Annotated in this window: 19 protein-coding genes; 6 read left to right on the top strand and 13 right to left on the bottom strand. The window is 32.7% G+C overall.

Translation table 11 applies throughout. The features are described from left to right. The 5 genes from AC15TD_RS09730 to AC15TD_RS09710 all read right to left on the bottom strand — a co-directional run. On the bottom strand, positions 1 to 308 hold a 308-nt coding region (locus AC15TD_RS09730; RefSeq protein WP_484451951.1), incomplete at its 3' end, for an IS6 family transposase. Between the two features lie 135 nt (positions 309 to 443). Next, positions 444 to 911 carry a YybH family protein gene (locus tag AC15TD_RS09725; RefSeq protein WP_484451950.1) on the bottom strand — a complete coding sequence of 156 codons (468 nt, stop codon included), beginning with the start codon at positions 909 to 911 and terminating at the stop codon, positions 444 to 446. 169 nt (positions 912 to 1,080) lie between these two features. Continuing rightward, positions 1,081 to 1,707 (bottom strand): CPBP family intramembrane glutamic endopeptidase, encoded by a 627-nt coding sequence (locus AC15TD_RS09720; RefSeq protein WP_484451949.1) that lies wholly within the window; start codon positions 1,705 to 1,707, stop codon positions 1,081 to 1,083. A 201-nt stretch (positions 1,708 to 1,908) separates the two neighbouring features. Then, the gene (locus AC15TD_RS09715; protein ID WP_484451948.1) at positions 1,909 to 2,877 is read right to left on the bottom strand and encodes a helix-turn-helix domain-containing protein; all 969 of its coding nucleotides are present in this window, start codon (positions 2,875 to 2,877) and stop codon (positions 1,909 to 1,911) included. 377 nt (positions 2,878 to 3,254) lie between these two features. Further along, positions 3,255 to 4,697 carry a P1 family peptidase gene (locus AC15TD_RS09710; protein WP_484451947.1) on the bottom strand — a complete coding sequence of 481 codons (1,443 nt, stop codon included), beginning with the start codon at positions 4,695 to 4,697 and terminating at the stop codon, positions 3,255 to 3,257. Between the two features lie 520 nt (positions 4,698 to 5,217). Here AC15TD_RS09710 and AC15TD_RS09705 point away from each other — a divergent pair. Next, on the top strand, positions 5,218 to 6,579 hold the full coding sequence (locus AC15TD_RS09705; RefSeq protein ID WP_484451946.1) for a hypothetical protein: 1,362 nt from the start codon (positions 5,218 to 5,220) through the stop codon (positions 6,577 to 6,579). Then, on the top strand, positions 6,572 to 7,207 hold the full coding sequence (locus AC15TD_RS09700; RefSeq protein WP_484451945.1) for a lysostaphin resistance A-like protein: 636 nt from the start codon (positions 6,572 to 6,574) through the stop codon (positions 7,205 to 7,207). Before AC15TD_RS09705 ends, AC15TD_RS09700 begins: the two co-directional genes overlap by 8 nt. A 231-nt stretch (positions 7,208 to 7,438) precedes the next feature. Here the strand turns inward: AC15TD_RS09700 and AC15TD_RS09695 are convergent, their stop codons facing one another. The 7 genes from AC15TD_RS09695 to purH all read right to left on the bottom strand — a co-directional run bounded on the left by AC15TD_RS09695 (position 7,439) and on the right by purH (position 14,821). Next, positions 7,439 to 7,633, bottom strand: coding sequence for a hypothetical protein (locus AC15TD_RS09695; RefSeq protein ID WP_484451944.1), 195 nt, complete (start codon positions 7,631 to 7,633; stop codon positions 7,439 to 7,441). Beyond that, a complete protein-coding gene (gene rodA / locus AC15TD_RS09690; RefSeq protein ID WP_484451943.1) occupies positions 7,623 to 8,900 on the bottom strand; it encodes a rod shape-determining protein RodA in 1,278 nt (425 codons plus the stop codon). Before rodA ends, AC15TD_RS09695 begins: the two co-directional genes overlap by 11 nt. Beyond that, positions 8,894 to 10,828 carry a penicillin-binding protein 2 gene (gene mrdA / locus AC15TD_RS09685; RefSeq protein ID WP_484451942.1) on the bottom strand — a complete coding sequence of 645 codons (1,935 nt, stop codon included), beginning with the start codon at positions 10,826 to 10,828 and terminating at the stop codon, positions 8,894 to 8,896. The genes rodA and mrdA overlap by 7 nt, the downstream gene beginning before the upstream one ends. Next, positions 10,825 to 11,331, bottom strand: a complete 507-nt coding sequence (locus AC15TD_RS09680) for a rod shape-determining protein MreD (protein ID WP_484451941.1) — start codon at positions 11,329 to 11,331, stop codon at positions 10,825 to 10,827. The genes mrdA and AC15TD_RS09680 overlap by 4 nt, the downstream gene beginning before the upstream one ends. 2 nt (positions 11,332 to 11,333) lie before the next feature. After that, positions 11,334 to 12,149, bottom strand: a complete 816-nt coding sequence (gene mreC, locus AC15TD_RS09675) for a rod shape-determining protein MreC (RefSeq protein ID WP_484451940.1) — start codon at positions 12,147 to 12,149, stop codon at positions 11,334 to 11,336. A 15-nt stretch (positions 12,150 to 12,164) separates the two neighbouring features. After that, positions 12,165 to 13,193: a rod shape-determining protein gene (locus AC15TD_RS09670; protein ID WP_484451939.1), complete on the bottom strand. Its 1,029-nt coding sequence runs from the start codon at positions 13,191 to 13,193 to the stop codon at positions 12,165 to 12,167. A 95-nt stretch (positions 13,194 to 13,288) separates the two neighbouring features. Further along, positions 13,289 to 14,821 carry a bifunctional phosphoribosylaminoimidazolecarboxamide formyltransferase/IMP cyclohydrolase gene (purH, locus tag AC15TD_RS09665; RefSeq protein ID WP_484451938.1) on the bottom strand — a complete coding sequence of 511 codons (1,533 nt, stop codon included), beginning with the start codon at positions 14,819 to 14,821 and terminating at the stop codon, positions 13,289 to 13,291. Positions 14,822 to 15,039: 218 nt separating this feature from the next. On the opposite strand from purH, the gene AC15TD_RS09660 reads away from it, so the two are divergent. Next, the gene (locus tag AC15TD_RS09660; RefSeq protein ID WP_484451937.1) at positions 15,040 to 16,290 is read left to right on the top strand and encodes an ABC transporter permease; all 1,251 of its coding nucleotides are present in this window, start codon (positions 15,040 to 15,042) and stop codon (positions 16,288 to 16,290) included. An 83-nt stretch (positions 16,291 to 16,373) separates the two neighbouring features. On the opposite strand, the gene AC15TD_RS09655 is transcribed toward AC15TD_RS09660, so the two are convergent. Continuing rightward, complete coding sequence (locus AC15TD_RS09655) at positions 16,374 to 16,832, bottom strand: GAF domain-containing protein (RefSeq protein WP_484451953.1); 459 nt, start codon at positions 16,830 to 16,832, stop codon at positions 16,374 to 16,376. 91 nt (positions 16,833 to 16,923) lie between these two features. Here AC15TD_RS09655 and xrtF point away from each other — a divergent pair, with 91 nt between their 5' ends. The 3 genes from xrtF to AC15TD_RS09640 are packed head-to-tail and all read left to right on the top strand — an operon-like array spanning position 16,924 to position 18,373. Continuing rightward, a complete protein-coding gene (gene xrtF / locus AC15TD_RS09650) occupies positions 16,924 to 17,478 on the top strand; it encodes an exosortase family protein XrtF (protein ID WP_484451936.1) in 555 nt (184 codons plus the stop codon). Further along, positions 17,468 to 17,896 carry an exosortase F system-associated membrane protein gene (locus tag AC15TD_RS09645; protein WP_484451935.1) on the top strand — a complete coding sequence of 143 codons (429 nt, stop codon included), beginning with the start codon at positions 17,468 to 17,470 and terminating at the stop codon, positions 17,894 to 17,896. The genes xrtF and AC15TD_RS09645 overlap by 11 nt, the downstream gene beginning before the upstream one ends. 60 nt (positions 17,897 to 17,956) lie before the next feature. After that, complete coding sequence (locus tag AC15TD_RS09640) at positions 17,957 to 18,373, top strand: HYC_CC_PP family protein (RefSeq protein ID WP_484451934.1); 417 nt, start codon at positions 17,957 to 17,959, stop codon at positions 18,371 to 18,373. Positions 18,374 to 18,438: the final 65 nt, after the last annotated feature.

Raw genomic sequence — 18,438 nt, 5'->3', positions numbered from 1 at the left:
GTTAACAAGAAATCAACTGTATTGCCTTGTTTATCAACTGCTCTATATAAATAGCGCCATTGCCCTTTAACTTTGATATAAGTTTCATCCATTCGCAAGCGTTTGCCAACAGCTTTCTTTCTTTTATTAAACTCCTTTTCTAAAAGTGGCGTAAACTTAAAAACCCAGCGTTGTATAGTGGCATGGTCCACTTTAACACCTCTAATAGCCATCAGTTCTTCTATATCTCTATAACTTAATCCGAATCTGAATTTATAATACACTGCTTGGATAATAATCGACTTTGGAAAACAATGACCTTTGAACATCTTTTTTTAAGCAAATATATAATTCATTACAAATAAACTATATCAGGTGCGACAGAACCGAAAGAACAAAAGGATAGGATTAAGGTTAAGCACTAAAGTAGCAATTATTTTTACAAGGTGTTGTGTATTCGTTTTTTAAAGCCCAATATCACGATATATTTTCCATTTGCCATCTTCAAGTTTTCGAACCACAAGATATTTACCCGTACTTTTAATAATATTATTTATATCTGAAGATTCATAACTACCTATTTCAACCAAAAATTCACCGTGACTAGAAACAGAACTGATTTTGAATTTAAGATTTGGTGTACCATTTTTATTTGAATATCGGATTGATTTTCCCCAAGCGGAAACTAAATTGTCTTTTCCTTTAATTGAACCAAAGGATCCGTCTATTGCGTAATGTTCGGCTATTGCTAATGAATCTGCGTTATTAAAACTTTCCGAGAATTGGTCGTCCAGTTCCTGTAATTGGCCTCTAACTTTAACTAAATCTATTACCGATGGTTCCGATTCAATTTTTGTGCTTGTTTCATTTTTACACGAATTGACCATTAACACCAATATTAGTAATGCCATTTTAGTTATTCTTGAGTTCATTTTTTTTTATGTCCATAGTTTTTAAAATGATTAAAATATTGGTTTCCCATTTTACTAGCTTAAAAATCAGTCAACTAATTCGGGTTTTCTTAATGGCATTTAATTTAACAATTTTTTTTATCCTCATTACAATCCTTTGGATTTTTATTTAATACTTAGATTTATTAATTCAATTACTTGATAAATATATTTGAATCATCAGCATTGTGTCCATATACCCATGTGCTAAAACCAATATCCATATTCTTTTTTTAAGTTTTAAATAGAAAAATCCTAGTACAGCCCCCATGAACCCAGTTTGTACAATTCCCATTGGCCCCCATTGGTAATGAGCTAATCCAAATATTATTGCACTAATGGTAATAACAAGGCTTCTTCCTAATTTTGAATCTAAGCCTAATTCCATAAGTCTGTTAATGATGAATCCCCTATAAATGATCTCTTCACCAAATGATGCTACAATATATGTGCCTATTAGTGTCATAATTAACATGCCAATATTATTCTGAAAATACTCATAATTACTCAAATCTGAACTTTCAGGAATACCTGATATATTAGCCATTATGATAGATCCAAGAATAAAAGCTGCGACTGCACCAATAAATACACCGATTGAAATCAAAAAAGTATTAAAGTATTCTTTCAAAGTAATTTTACCAAATGATATTCCGAAATAAGCCAATTTTTGACCTCGTAATTTTACTCCAACCCAAACATAAATTAACATTAGAATGTTGGCAAACCATATCACTATTTGATTATACACAATATTATCTCCAGTAAATGGCTTCAATATTTTAATCAAGGCAAAGGGTATAATAAATAACAAAATAATCTCACTAATCTTAACGATTACATTAGTATTTAATAGGTTCCCAATTTTTGTTTGAACATTATTCTTTTCCATCTTCTTTTAATTTAAGTTTTTAAATGATACAGCAAATGTCTCAACATTTTTAACAACAGTCGACCGATTTCAGGATGTCGAACGCATTTATGAAATATTTTTTCGGAATTCGGTGGGGGTTTGCCCTGTTTCTTTTTTAAAGGCGGTATTAAAAGAAGATTTAGAATTGAATCCTACCCGATACATTACCTCAAGAACGGTCATTTTATCATCTTTTGATTCTTTCATGATTTGCTGAACTTCCTGAATTCTATAGGAATTAATGAAATCGAAAAAGCTTTTGTTAAACGATTGATTGATTACCTGGGATAGAAGCTTAGTAGATACGGATAGTTTTTTAGACAAATCGGCAAGACTCATTTTTGGGTTAAGGTAAGGTTTTTCAGTCGTGAGCAAAATTAATATTTGCTTTTTGTATGCTTCAATTTGTTCAGGTGTTAAATTCGATCCCTGGTATTTGATAGTTTCATTTTGAGCAATGCCTGCAAAAATTTCCGGTTGTCGGAGTGCTTTCAGTATGACCTTGTTCACGAAGTAAAAGACAAAAATGAGCAGAAGAACTAAGGTGACCATAAACAATGATCTGTTTTCAGACAAGGCTATAAAATTTTGAATCAGCGATACAAAAGTGAGTAGGCCAAAGGTGTTAAGAGAGAAACTAAGCCAATCGAGATTGATTTGATCGATTTGAGAATATTTGTTTTTAATGATTTTACGATACTTTGAAAGGGATTTGTACGTGAGTGCGAGATAAAAAAAGATATGGACATACATTAACGCACTTATCAGGTAGAACTGCCAGGGGAAATCGTTCTTAATGATTTCTTCCATTGTGCCCGGTACAACGTTTCCTGAAAATAGGAATAAAATAGTTAGCATCAGGTAAGGAATCAGATGTAATAGGTTCCTACTTGACAATTTAAAATCTTTAAAAATAACGCCCTGACCATATACGTAAATTATGGGACCATAGAGAAGAAAAAAACCGTCATCGATATGTTGAAGGAATTCCCATTTGAGAACGACACCATTTATTTGTAGTGTGAGGTTTCCCATATTCCAAGCAATCAACAGAAATAAAGTACTAAGCAGAATGTTATTGCGTTGGATCCCTTTTTTATGTGTGATTAGAAAGAGGCCAACAAATAGAAGCTGGAAGGTGATAAGAAAAGAAAGAAAAGAAATTAAACTTAGATTCATCCTTTAAAATTAGTTGGTTCAACTATAATGGCAAAATAATTAAAAGCTAAGATAAAGAAATATAAGTGTGGGAAATAGGTTTTTCTGTATGCACTATAACGGTCTTCAAGTTAATGCCTTATTACACTTACGTGTATGTTTAGTTGCGTGGTTTAGTACTTAACTTTACAAGTATATACCAAACTGAAAATCTGCGAGAACAAGCAATTACTTATACCCTTTGTTATGTCTCTTTATTCGATTTTTTTAACTTTTCTATCACCATTTGCTAAAATTGTAAGTTCTGAAATATTTTGATTCTCATCTAAATTAAAAACAATCCGGATACCAAAATCAAATGCATCAAATGTATTCTGATTAATAGGTGTTAATTCTACTTTATTTTGATTAGTAACCTGAGCAAATATTTTTTTACCTTCCTTAAAAATGGTTAAATAGAATTCCGGTCCAAGTTCATACTTACCAAGGTATTTTTCAAGTAAGGTAGTATCCATAATTACTTTAGGTTGAAATCGATTGTATTTTTTAAGAACTTCAATAGTAGCATCATGGGGTAAACGATAGCTGGTATTCCCATTAATGCCTTCCATTGTTTCGGCAGCAACCATAGCATTGATTATTGCTTCTTCAACTCCTTGAACTGTGGCTTCAAATAATGGGTTAATCATATCATTAGCAAGACTAACTATAGATGAATTTTCTTTACGATTAAACGCATTTTCATTTGCCGTAGAAAAGGCAATAAAAATATCGCCAGAACCATTGGTTCCTCGCCCACCAACATTTCCTATTCCCAAAGGGATTCGTTGCGCTATGCGCTTTAATTGATGTGGTAATAAAGGAGCGTCTGTGGCTACTATTACAATAATGGAACCATCACCTTCTTTTCTGTTAGATAGTGGAGCACCTTTTAAGATTTCACCTTTTACATTCAAGAGCTCCATGCCAATAGGTACGCCAGCAATTGTTAGATTCTTTTTTGCACCAAAATTAGACTGGACAAGAACCCCAACGGTGTAAGTAGAATCATTAATATGTATAACTCTTGAAGAAGTTCCAGTTCCGCCTTTAAAACCTAAACACATCATTCCTGTTCCGCCACCAACATTGCCTTCAGCAATAGCTCCGCTTGATGAATTTTCTATTGCTTCAAGAACATGTTTTTCCTTGACGTGAAAGCCATAAATGTCATTTAAAAATCCATCATAAGTTTCTGCAACAACTGGGTATGTGTACCACCATTCTTCCCCATTATACCAATCTGTATTTACATAATATTTTAATACAGCCTGTCTTACAGCACCAACACTATTTGTATTGGTAATCATAATGGGAGTTTCTAGAAAACCAGACTCCGTAACCCATGTTGTACCAGTCATTTCTCCATTTCCGTTTAGGCTGTACCAATTGGCATATACAGGACTGAATTTTTTCGCCTTTCCTCTTGGAAATATTGCTGTGACTCCTGTTCTAATCGGACCTTCTCCTATAATGTTCTTTCCATTTCCTTCAATAATTGTACTATAGCCAACTTCAACACCTTTTACATCTGTAATAGCATTAAACTCACCAGTTATACCTACAAAAGGAATTCCTAAATCTCTTGCTCTAGGATTTTGGCCGTAGGATTGGAGACAAATAAGCATTACTATAAAAACTTTAAGTGTTCTTTTCATATTGATTGGTTTTTAATGAGGCACAACGTGTTCTTGTATGGTTTCGTTGCGTAAAAATCCGCGAGGATTTTCCGCCGTAAACCGAAGATAGTAAAAATGCGAGGAATTTCCGATAGGAAATTCAGAAGCATGAACTATACATAGTGTTGTACGTAGGCTTTCTTTTCTTTAAGAAATGTATCTAAATGCTTAGGAATTAATGAGGAAAAATTTTATTTACAAATTATTTTGGAAATAAACAGGGTAAGAGTCGATTTTGATCTCAACTTCTACTACTAATTTTACCTATTCAAAAGATTTGGTTAGGCAATAGTAACCTTAACTTTAAAAACAACATGTCAAATCAACTTATCTCTATAAGACGATCCACATGCAGCTAGTTCTGTTAATAGGGTCTTTCATGTTTCCAACAAGCACAAGGATGTAATATAGGATGCAAATTATTTATTCATTAAATTAAGTAAACGCTTTATTTTGTATCTTTAAGAAGACTTAAGGAAAAAATTCCTGAAAATACTTTATGTTAAGTAGGAAAAACATCAGTTCGTTTATTTTTTTCATTATCATACTCTTGCTGTGGCAATGTAAAGGCAATGAGGAAGAAGATATCCGGTTGATTACTTTTCAAGGATCAAGCGTTGCACGTTTTTTAGATTTTAGCACTGGTTTTTCTGCATTGGACAGCCTTGGATACGGTAGCCTTTTGACGCGTAAGGGAGACTTGCTTGCCATCGACAAGTTTGTTATCTCTGTCAGTAGGGATTTGGCAGACACGTTGAGTGTTCACCAGTTAGATTCATTATTGTTTATCAATGGGAATTTAACCGGGATTTCCATCGCTAAGAATAGTCCGCCACTATCCTTTTTTAATCAACTTTCAGAAGAAGAAATTTCCCATTTAAAAACCATCCAATTTGACGAGCCTATTTGGGATTCCATGAGGCCATATTTGAAAAAAATAGCGCTTCTAAATCCTGATGTCGACATAGTTTATTTTTCTGAAATGGACTCAGTAGCCCATTTAAATAGGGATTTGCTTTGGGTTTCCCAAAACTTTAACCCGAGGGCTTTATTAATTGAGAATGAAACAGATTCAATTTCCTTTTCCAGTCTTGCAAAATTTCCGTCTTTAGAAACCCTCTTTATTTCCCTTCCATTAAAAGGAGATGGCTATTTTCCTCACCTTCCTCATTTAAAAGAGATAATTCTTATTAATGAAGAAGACAGTACTTCGATTAGTTCCGATTTTTTTAAAGAAAACCCTGATTTAGAGAGTTTAACAATTATTGATTATGAAGGAGGAAATATTGACTGGACGTCTTTAAATAAGTTGAAAAAACTACAGAATCTTTATATTCAATCAGATAGCATAAATTTAAATGATATTTATAAAAATCATCCCCACCTGAAGTCTTTACATTTGGGACTCTATAAGGAGGGGATTTCTTCAGATATCTTCAAAAAAAACAAACTTAAATGGCTTTCTCTTAATCCGAATGATGATCCCTTTATGGGGCAAAATCTCAAAGTGTTTCAGGATTCATTTCCTGAATTGGAATATCTTGAATTTGAAAATAAGGATAGCTTATTGGATTACCGTAATTTCAAAAACTTTAAAAGCTTAAAATATCTTACTGTTATCGGTGAAGTGGGGTTGGATACAACGCTTCATCATTTGGATCAGCTTCGTTACCTTTCTCTTTCTGATGATTTTTTAAAGGATTCTCTGAATGTAGTCAAATTACAGAAGGAATTGCCAAACACTATCATTACTCCAAATTCGGGAGCTTGCTTGGGTTCAGGTTGGTTGTTGCTTATCATTCCCTTGACAGGTATCTGGTTTTATTTTTTAAAGCCCAAAACAAGCAGGGTCAATGATTGAAAAATCTAAAAGAATTCCATTTAAATCGCTTGCTCTTACTGGTGCTTTATGGTTTTTTTCTTTGTTTATCAATTTTGATTTTCCTATAAAAGCAGTAGCCTTAGTTGCTTTGATAATGGCAGGTTTTTGGATGAGTTCTATTCATAGAAATAACCCAGAATCCGTTTTTTCGCCCTATTTGTGGCGTTTTGAGAAGTCCCTTAACTGGATTTTGGTTGCATTCATTTTATCCTTGGCACTTGCCATTTATTCACGAATAGAAGATGGCTTACCGGTGATACCATCAAAAATCGGTGGATTTGTAATAGTTGCCGTCCTTATAGGTTTTGTTGAGGAAGTGGTCTTCAGGGGATTTGTACAGGGAGGAGCGCAGCAATGGAACCAAATAGGAGCCATCGTATTGGCGTCAGTTTCTCATGCAGGCTACAAAGCCCTGTTGTTTGTTTTTTCCTTACAGCACCTTAACAACAGCTCTTTAGAATTATTTGGATATACATTTTTGGCGGGATTAGTTTTGGGTTATTCCCGTCATATCACAGGATCTTTATGGCCTGCGATTTTGGCACATTGTTTTTTTGATTTTTGGTTATACATGGAGCAATCTTCTGCCCCTTGGTGGGTGTGGTGAATTTATTAGAATATTTGGTATTGCACTTCCTTCTGGACTATCGAGTTTTTATTCTATAGCTTTTATTCAAATTTAATCTTCAGCTTGCGCACAACATGTTTGTGCATGGTTAGTTGCGTTGGCTAGAACTAAGTTAAAAAAGCAAACTAGCAAGACGAAAATCGGCTAGGATTTTCCGAGTACATACAGAATTAGCAATTGATTATACAAGTTGTTGTGCTTTCGTTATTTTTACAATCTTGATTTCAATTCCGCATTAATCATCTCAATGGTTTTATTGACTTCTGCCTTTACTTGTAGGGCTGTTAGGATATCTATAACACCAGATAGACCTCTAACTAATTTATGATGATACATAAATGAAAATTCATTTTTAAGGTCATCTAAATTTTTAAACAAAAACTTTTTACCAGGATTACCATTCATTAATTCTATTAGAATCTAATTTAATAAAAATAAAAAGCAAAATAGTAAACCCCCAAAGTCCGGAGCCACCATAGCTAAATAAGGGCAACGGAATACCAATGGTTGGTATTAAGCCCATAACCATCCCTATATTTATCATAAAGTGCATAAATATTATACTGCCAACCCCATAGCCATAAATACGACTAAATTGTGACTTTTGTAACTCGGCTAAATGAAGAATACGAATTAATAATAATACAAAAAGAATTACTACCATAATGCTTCCGGTAAAGCCCCATTCTTCGCCAACGGTACTAAAAATATAATCGGTATGTTGTTCTGGAACGAACTTACCTGTGGTTCTTGTGCCTTCTAAAAATCCTTTTCCGGTTAAACCACCCGAGCTAATGGCTTTTTCAGATTCATTAAGGTTATAGGCAAATGTTTTTTTCATTTGTTCAAGCTTCACTGGGTCTTTTTCCAGTCTCAACCAAAGGCTTATACGGTCTTGTTGATGTGGTTGTAATACGCTTTGATAAAAGAATTTAACACCCATAGATAAAATAATACAGCTTATTACAATAAATAATGGTTTAAGTATGGGTGGTTTTTTCTTAGTAAAAAAATGATTTCCAAAAATGACAACTCCCGCAATAACAGATGTAATAATAGAACCAAATTTTAAAGAGAAGATGGAAACGAGTATAAGGGTTATTCCAATACTTAAATATATTTTAGGTAATCCTTCTCTGTATAATACAAAAAAGAATGCGCCATAAACAATGGTACTTCCGGCATCATTTTGTAGTAACACTAAAATTGCGGGTATGCCTATAAGAAAAAAGCTTTGTAGTTGATCTTTAAACTTTTTAATATCTGTATTTAAATCACTTAGATGCTTCGCGACGGCCAGTGCTGTCGCCATTTTAGCAAATTCACTAGGTTGTATGGTCATGCCACCAATAGCGTACCATGATGTTGCCCCATTTACATTTTTTCCAAACACAAAAAGGCCAACTAAAGAGAGCATAGAAATGAGGTAAATAACACTTGAGAAGCGTTCGTAAAACTTTGCGTCTATAGATAAGATAACAACGATTAACCCAAAAGTTAAAAAGATAAATATGAGTTGTTTACCATAAGGTTCAGAAAAATTAAGATAATCTATAGTTTCTCCGGTGTGTGATGCCGATAAAATATTTAGCCACCCAAAACCAACTAATAAAAAAAATATAATAATAGTAATCCAGTCGAATTTAAAATGTCTGTTAGTTTCCCTTACCATTGGCTCTGTAATTGTTCTAAGTGTTTTTTAAGTTTATTATATTCTGAGCCCTCTACCAATTGCAAGGTTGTTTCGCCGTTTATTCTAAATGGTATTCCTGAATAAGGCTTGGCATATTCATTTTCTAAACTATGCCTTAAAAGATATTCTTCTAAGTCTTTTCTGGTAATTTTTCCTTTAATATGTTTTTCTATAAGTAAGCTGGCTACTTTTCCTGCAAATCTACTTCCCCAATATCCGTTTTCAACAAAAACAGCTATGGCTATTTTTGGATTATCCTTTGGAGCAAATGCCACAAATATAGAATGGTCTGTTAATTGCGTTTTTACACTGTCAATAACCACAAAATTTTCAACAGTCCCTGTTTTGCCACAAATATCAATATCTTTTATCTGTAAAGACGCAGCAGTTCCCTGTTTATAAACCTGAAACATGCCTTCGATCACCGGATTAAAGTTATCTTTATCAATCGTAGTATATTTTGGTTCTTTGAATTGATCAGGAATTTCTTCGTCTTCGATTGATTTGAGAATATGTGGGGTATAATAATAACCTCTATTAGCAATCGCGGCAATCATGTTAGCTAATTGTATTGGAGTGGTGGCAACTTCTCCTTGTCCAATCGCATTAGAAATCGTATAGGTTGAATAAAACGTTTTTGGATAAATAGCTTTGTAATAGTCTCTATCTGGTATTCTTCCTTTTTGACCAACGTATAAATCGTTGTTTAAAAAGTTACCTAAACCAAAGCTTTTAGCGTGATTACTCCAGGCATCTATACCCTCTGAAGCATTACCGGTTTTATCTAAAATTTTTCTGTATAGTGTTGCAAAATAAGTATTACAAGATCTTTGAATTCCAGTAATCATATTGTTTCTCGTACCATAGTTACAATGGCATTTCATTATGCGATTTCCGTACCTGTAGCCAGTGTAACAAGTCACTGATTCGTCTGGTGTGATAACATTTTCTTGCAATGCAATTAAGGCATTCATTAATTTAAAAGGAGAACCAGGCTCATATACACCTTGTAAGCTTCTGTTAAAAAGAGGCTTTGCTATGGAATCATTATATAGTTTTGTAAAGTTTTTAGATCGATTTCTTCCTACCAATATATTTGGATCGTAAGTGGGCGCCGCTATCATAGCTAATATTTCTCCAGACGAAGGCTCTATAGCTATAACGCCACCACGTTTGTTTTTCATGAGTAATTCGCCATACTCCTGTAATTTGGAGTCTATCGTTATGGTGATGTCTTTTCCTGGTTCAGGCAAGGTGTCATAAACACCTTCTTTGTAAGGGCCAATATCTCTATTAAAACGGTCTTTTTGAATAAATTTCACCCCTTTAACACCGCGTAATATATCTTCGTAGGAAGCTTCAACGCCCTGTTTACCAATTAAATCTCCCATTTTGTAATAAGGCCTTCTTCTAATAATAGCATTATTAACCTCGCCAATATCTCCTAAAACGTTAGCGCCAATACTTGTTTCATAGAGTCTTAAAGATCTTTTTTGAATATAAAACCCTTCAAATTTTCTCATTTTTTCTTGTAGAACAGCGTAGTCTTCTTTTGAAAGATGAGGTATAAAAACAGAAGGAAGCCATGGGGAATAGCGATTGGCCTTATCATAAATTTCTTTAAATTGTTCTTTGCTAATTTTTAATAGTGAACAGAATTCTAAGGTATCTAAAGGTTTTACTTCTCTTGGAATAAACATCACATCGTAAGATGGTTGGTTTGCTACCAAAAGATTTTGATTTCTATCATAAACAAATCCGCGTTTAGGATAATCATATACTTTTCTTATAGCATTATCTTCAAATAAATCTAGATCACCTGATTTGTAAATTTGAAGATAAAAAAGCCTAAAGATGAATATAAATCCAACGGTGATAATTAACAAAAAAAGTAAAAATTTTCTCATTTAGTTTTTCTACTAAAAATAATGGTTATTAAAACACATAGAATAATAGTAAATATTGTTGAGAATAACGTTTTTTGAATTGTTAAAATTATATAAGATATGTTAAAGATTTCTAATGAAAAAATAATAAAATGATGAATTACGGATATTATAGCAATATAAATTAGCATCGCTGCAAAATCGACCGTATCAAATTTAATCGTTTGGTATTCGTATATAGTTCCAAAACAAAACTTTAAAATAACGGGTCTTATATAGGCAATACTTACACAAGCCGCTGCATGAATGCCCCCAGAATCAGAAAAAATATCGATGGTTAAACCCAATAAAAAGCTTAATAAAAGAAACATCAATCTGTTATTTTTTATAGGAAATAATAAAATAAATAAAATATAAACATAAGGATTGATGTATCCCAAAAAGTTGATATGGTTTAAAACCAACACCTGTAAAATAACAAGCAATATGAAGCGTGTGATATTTGTATATAATACGCTGTTCATTATTATTGGTTTTTTAAGATGTTATTTATTTCTTGAAGGTCTGTATTTTCAATAACATAAACATGGTAAACGTTGGTCATATCATTAAATAACTTGAGGTTAATTTCATAATAATTTTCAGCAACATCAAGTTCAAAATTATTAATAACGCCAATAGGAATTCCTTTAGGAAAAATAGAAGACCGTCCGGATGTTACAATAGTATCTCCAATTTTAACAGGAGCTATTTTTGGAATATCAACTAATTGTGAATAATAAGGCGATTTTCCATTCCAGGTTAACGTTCCGAAATGATTCGTTTTTTTAAGTTGTGCACTTATTTTAGTTGTTGTGTTTAGTATAGATAATACTGTGGCATAATGTTTACTAGTATTGTCAATAATACCTATAATACCTTTCGACGAAATAACTCCAAAATCTTGCTTTATGCTGTCTGAAGTTCCTTTATTGATGAGTAAAACGTTTTTTGACGAGCTATAACTATTCTTCGAAATACTTGCAGATACAAACTTATATGTTTGTTTAAAAGAAAGGCTATCTAAAAAGGTGGAATCTTTTAAACCATATGTATTGTATAAAATTGATTTTAATTTGTTGTTTTCTTCTGTTAAAAGCTCGTTTTGTGATTTTAGACTAAAATATCTGTTAATATTACTTACCGAGTTGTAAACGCCACCGGTTAGAAAATTAGCAGAATTAATAAACTTACTCTTATGGTAAGAATGCGTTTGAATAGTAAATGTTAGCGATATTGAAAAAAGCAACAAGAACAACAAAAACGTTTTGTTCCGTATTATAAAATTTATAATTTGTTGCATACTAAAGGGATATCTCTATTTGATCAATACACTTTTGTATTTAATTAAGTTTTTAAGAGTAATACCTGTTCCTCTTACTACCGCTCGTAATGGGTCTTCAGCAATATAAACAGGTAAATCGGTTTTTTGAGACAAACGTTTGTCTAATCCACGAAGCATAGAGCCACCACCAGCTAAATATATTCCTGTGTTGTAAATATCAGCTGCTAGTTCTGGAGGTGTTTGAGATAAAGTTTCCATAACGGCATCTTCAATACGTAAAATAGATTTATCTAAGGCTTTTGCAATTTCTCTAAATGAAATCTGAACCTGTTTAGGTTTTCCTGTTAATAAATCACGACCTTGAACACTCATGTCTTCTGGAGGTAATTCTAAATCTTCTGTGGCTGCACCAATTTGAATTTTTATTTTTTCGGCTGTGCGCTCACCAACGTATAAGTTGTGTTGCGTTCTCATGTAATAAACAATGTCATTTGTAAAGACATCACCCGCAATTTTTACCGATTTATCACAAACAATACCACCTAAAGCAATAACCGCAATTTCAGTAGTTCCACCACCTATGTCAACAATCATATTTCCTTTTGGCTGCATAATATCAACACCAATACCAATAGCTGCTGCCATAGGTTCATGAATTAAATAGACTTCTTTGCCATTAACACGTTCTGCACTTTCTTTTACGGCACGCATTTCAACTTCTGTAATACCTGAGGGGATACAAATAACCATTCTTAATGCAGGGGTAAAAAACTTCTTCTTTAATGCAGGAATGTTTTTAATAAACATACTTATCATTTGTTCAGAAGCATCAAAATCTGCAATTACACCATCTTTTAATGGCCTAATAGTTTTAATATTTTCATGAGTTTTACCTTGCATTAAACTAGCTTCTTGACCAACATGGGTGATTTTACCAGTTATTCTGTCTCTTGCAACAATAGATGGAGCATCAACCACAACTTTATCATTGTGGATAATCAGCGTATTTGCAGTACCTAAATCTATTGCTATTTCTTCGGTTAGGAAGTCAAAAAAGCCCATGTGCTATATGATGTTTAAAGGTTTGTAAACTAATCGTGTAAATGTACTAAAAGTTAAGGTATATAAAATAAATAATATTTTAGATATTTTTTTAATTAATGTTTAAAATGGCGTGTCCCAGTCATTACCATTGAGACGTTATTATCGTTACAATAATCGATGCTTAATTGGTCTTTTATCGATCCGCCTGGTTGAATAACGGCCGTTATACCTGCGTTTTTAGCAATCTCAACACAATCTGGAAACGGGAAAAAAGCATCACTTGCCATAACGGCACCGTTTAAATCAAACTTAAATGTTTGCGCTTTATGTATCGCCTGCTCTAACGCGTCAACGCGACTTGTTTGTCCTGTTCCCGCAGCAAGGAGTTGATTATTTTTAGTTAACACAATAGTATTAGATTTGGTATGCTTACAAATTTTTGATGCAAATATTAAATCGTTTAATTCTGTTTGAGATGGGGAATTATTAGTGATATACGTTAATCCTTCAATGCTGTCTGTAATCGAATTTCTGTCTTGTAATAAGATACCGTTTAAACAACTTCTAACATTCATCTTTGGCATTTCGATATCATGAAGTGTTAAAAGAATTCGATTCTTTTTGCCTTTTAGAATCTCTAAGGCATCAGCAGCATAAGAAGGTGCGATAACAACTTCACAAAATAATCCGTGAATTTCTTCGGCTGTTGCTTTATCAATTTCTTTATTACTTATTAGAACACCGCCAAAAGCAGAGACTGGATCCCCGGCTAGCGCATCTACATATGCTTGGTGTAAGGTGTCTCTTTGTGCTAAACCACAAGCGTTGTTATGCTTTAAAATAGCAAATGTAGGCGCCTCGTTTTTAAATTCTAATATTAAATTTACAGCAGCATCAACATCTAACAGGTTGTTGTAACTTAGCTCCTTACCGTGAAGTTTTGTGAAAATTTCATCGAAATTTCCAAAGAAAAATCCTCTTTGGTGCGGGTTCTCACCATAGCGCAATACCTTTCCTTCTGTTTCGCTAATTTTTAAAGCAGCCTCATCATGGTTTTTGTTAAAGTAGTTAAAAATAGCAGTATCATAATGTGAAGACACATTAAAAGCCTTTCCTGCAAAACGTTTTCTGTTTTCTTCAGAAATACTACCGTTATTTTCAGAGATAAGTTCTAAAAATTCTGCGTAATCATCAACAGAAGCTACACAAACAACGTCGGCATAATTTTTTGCAGCGGCGCGAATTAAAGAAATACCGCCTATATCTATTTTTTCAATAATATCTTGCTCACTAGCTTCAGAAGCAACTGTTTTTTCAAAAGGGTATAAATCTACAATCACAACATCAATCTGAGGGATATTAAATTCTGCTAATTCTGCAACATCGGTATCGTTATTTTGACGATTTAAAATACCACCAAATACTTTTGGATGTAACGTTTTTACGCGGCCACCAAGAATTGATGGATATGAGGTTATGTCCTCAACAGGAATAACGTCAATACCTAAGTCGTTAATAAATTTTTGTGTTCCTCCGGTTGAATAAATAGTCACGCCTTGCTCATTTAGTTTCTTTACAATGGGTTCTAATCCATCTTTGCTAAATACCGAGATTAGTGCAGATTTAATGGTTTTTTGGTTACTCATTTTTGTTGTGTTGTTTATGTTTCAGTGTAATGATAAAGCAATTTTTTAAATGTACGCTCTTTTAATTATTGAAGGGTAGCATCTTAAAAGATGCAAAAGTAATTATTTAAAGCAAAAATATTAACTAGAATTGTGTTTTGTTTTCATTTTTTTGTAACGAATATTTTAATAAAACGTCATACCTTTATATCTATAAGATAATTTAGAATATTCTATCTATGTTGCTTTATTTACGTCTATTTAAAGAAAGCTTTCTCTTTGCTAATAATGAGCTGAGAAACAATAAACTGCGTACTTTTTTGTCATTAATAGGCGTTACCGTTGGAATTTTTTCAATAATAGCTGTATTAGCGGCGGTTGATTCGTTAGACCAAAGTATTAAGGGTCAATTATCGGGTATAGATAAAAATACCATGTATATCACACGTTTTCCTTTTGGGCCTACTGAGGTTCCTCGATGGCAACGCGAAAATTTTCCACAAACAGGATATGATGATTTTGAATTTATAAGACGGAATGTTCCAGATATTCAAGCCGTTGCATTTGCCCTTATGGGGAGTAATCAAACTATTAGATATCAAGATAGAACACTTGAGAATATTAACACGACTCCAGTTTCAAATGAAATATATGAAATCGATAATTTAAAACTTTCAAAAGGACGGTTTTATAATGAAACTGAATCTAGTACAGGTGCTTCAGTTATTGTGATGGGGTATGATCTTGCTGAAAATTTGTTTGAAAATGAAGAGCCCATTGGTAAAGTTGTTAGAGTTTACGGTAGAAAATTAACCGTTATAGGTGTGTTAGAAAAATTTGGAGGTCTTAATATGGATTCGCCTGATGATAGGGCTTTTGTGCCAGCTAATTTTGCGAGACATTTTATGAATACCAATAAGAATGGTAGTTTAACCATGATTATCCTTAAGCCTAAAAAAGGGATTGACATCAATGGTTTTGAAGAGGTTTTAAAACAAAAATACAGACGATATAGAGGATTGAAACCTGATGAAATAGATAATTTTTTTGTTAATAAACTATCTAGTTTTACAGATTTGATTGATGGAATAATTTCAACGATGAATATGATAGGTTGGATTATTAGTGGCTTTTCACTGTTGGTGGGTGGCTTTGGAGTTGCCAACATTATGTTTGTAAGTGTAAAAGAACGTACCAACCTTATAGGAATACAAAAAGCAATGGGCGCTAAGAAGCGATTTATTTTATTCCAATTTTTATTTGAAGCCGTTATTTTAGCTGTTATCGGTGGTTTTGTAGGACTACTTTTAGTTTGGGTAGGAACCCTAATAGGGTCTTCAATGGCAGATGATTTTGAATTTGTTTTGTCTTTTAAAAATATATTATTGGGCTTTTCGGTTTCTACGGTTATCGGATTAATAGCTGGGATTTTACCAGCAAGTTCGGCAGCTAAACTCGATCCTGTGGAAGCTATAAGAACAGGATTCTAGGGTTAAAAAATTATATTAATCTTTAAAAAAAAATAAACTCCAGAAGTTTTTAGTTGATATTTATTTTGTCTAAATATTTGAATTTATACAAGAAGCATGGCTGCTTTTGAGCTTACAAATTCTAAAAAACGTTCGTCATCTTCAGTAAACGGATTTGGTGTATTTGAATCAATGTCAATCTGACCAATATTTTCTCCATTAACAAAAATAGGAACTACAATTTCAGCTTTTACAGAAATACTGCAGGCAATATAATTATCTTGGGCAGAGACATCAGGAACCACAAAGTTTTTGTTACTTACTGCTACTTGTCCGCAAATACCTTTTCCAAAGGGTATTACAGTATGATCTGTTGGAGCACCAACATAAGGACCTAAAATTAATTCCTCTTTATTACCATTTTTAAAATAAAAGCCAACCCAATTGTAATAGACTATATTTTTTTCTAGCAATTTACAAATATTTAAAAGACGTTCATTTACAGAGAGGTCTCTGTTAGAAACCAATTGCTCTACTTGGGGTTTTAAAGTTTCAAAAAGCATCATTCAAAAGTTTTGGTAAAAGTATTTAAAAAGATGTAACTTCGATATTCAAATTTAGGATTAATTATTATTTCAATATGCTCATTATTTTTTGAAAGCACTTCTTATAAAATACAAGTCAGTTTTAAAGTTTATACTTACGTTTATTGTGGTGTATATTTCGCTGTCTGTTTCCTATAAACTGTATTTAGATTACTCAAAAGACTCCATATATTATCCAGATTATGTAACCAATTTAGTGGCTCGACAATGTGAAGAATTAATTGATTTTATGAGCTATCGTGCAGAAGTCATACCGCATCCAGATGAGCCATCAATGAAATTGGTTATAAATGACACCTATTTAGCTAGAGTTATTGAAGGTTGTAATTCAGTAAGTGTCATTATTCTTTTTGTGTCTTTTATTGCGGCATTTTCGGGGAATCCAAAAGTGACTTTTATGTATATGCTGTCGGGAAGTGTATTAATTTATTCGGTTAATTTAATGCGTATTGTTTTGCTTTCTATAGCTTTATATCATTATCCATGGCGGAGTGAGATTTTACATACTGTTGTTTTTCCAGCAATTATTTATGGTTTGATCTTTTTTTTATGGATAGTATGGGTCAACAGGTTTTCAAATATGATTAGGAAAAATGAAAAATAGTACGACGTACATATGGCTATTGATACTGTTTGGATTATTAGTTTTAATCCGATTTTTTGAAAATGAGTTGTTTTATGATCCGTATTTAACCTTTTTTCAAAAAGATTATTTATACATCGATAACCCTAGGCGAGAAGTTTTTAAATTAACGGTTTTCACGGCCTTCAGGTACGCTTTAAACAGTGTTATTTCATTAGTTATTGTATATGTGGTTTTTAAAGATAAAAGTATGGTCAAATTTTCTGCTCTTATTTACATAGTTTCATTTTTTGTGCTCATTGTTATTTATCTTTATTTTGTGGTAAACCCAAAACAAGAACACTATTATTTATTTTTCAATATGAGACGATTTTTAATCCAACCTATCATTTTATTACTCTTGCTGCCAGCATTTTATTACTATAAATTAAAGCACTAAATGTTAATGTCTTGAAAAGAATTAAGTTAGCTTAGTAATTTTTTTGTATTTTTGTGTCTTATGAAAAAAGTTTTTCAAAAAATAATGGCGTTGTTAATGTCTTTGGTAGTGTTATTCTCTACCATGTCGTTTACTATTGATATGCATTATTGTGGAGATACTTTAGTTGAAACGGCTATTTTTCATAAGGTAGAAGGTTGTGGCATGGAAATGGGAAGCCCCATAACAAACTCAGGGTGTTCTATTGAAAAAAAGGGCTGTTGTGCAGAGAAACAGATTAACGTTCAAGGGCAAGATGAGTTACAGTTAACTTTTGATAAACTCACGTTTGAAAAACAACTTTTCATTTCATCATTGGTATATACCTATATTTCACTTTTTGAAACTGTTAAAAGAGAAACTAATTCACTTTTAGAATATCCACCACCACGTATTGTCAAGACTATTTATAAGCTTGACGAAACTTACCTCATTTGATTTTTAAACAATAGACGCACATCCTTAAATTCTAATTTAATGGATTCTTTGCTGTATTCGGTATT

This window comes from Yeosuana sp., from assembly GCF_057126245.1.
Note: the sequence above shows the minus strand (reverse complement) of the source record. Positions and strands in the feature narration are given on the sequence as shown.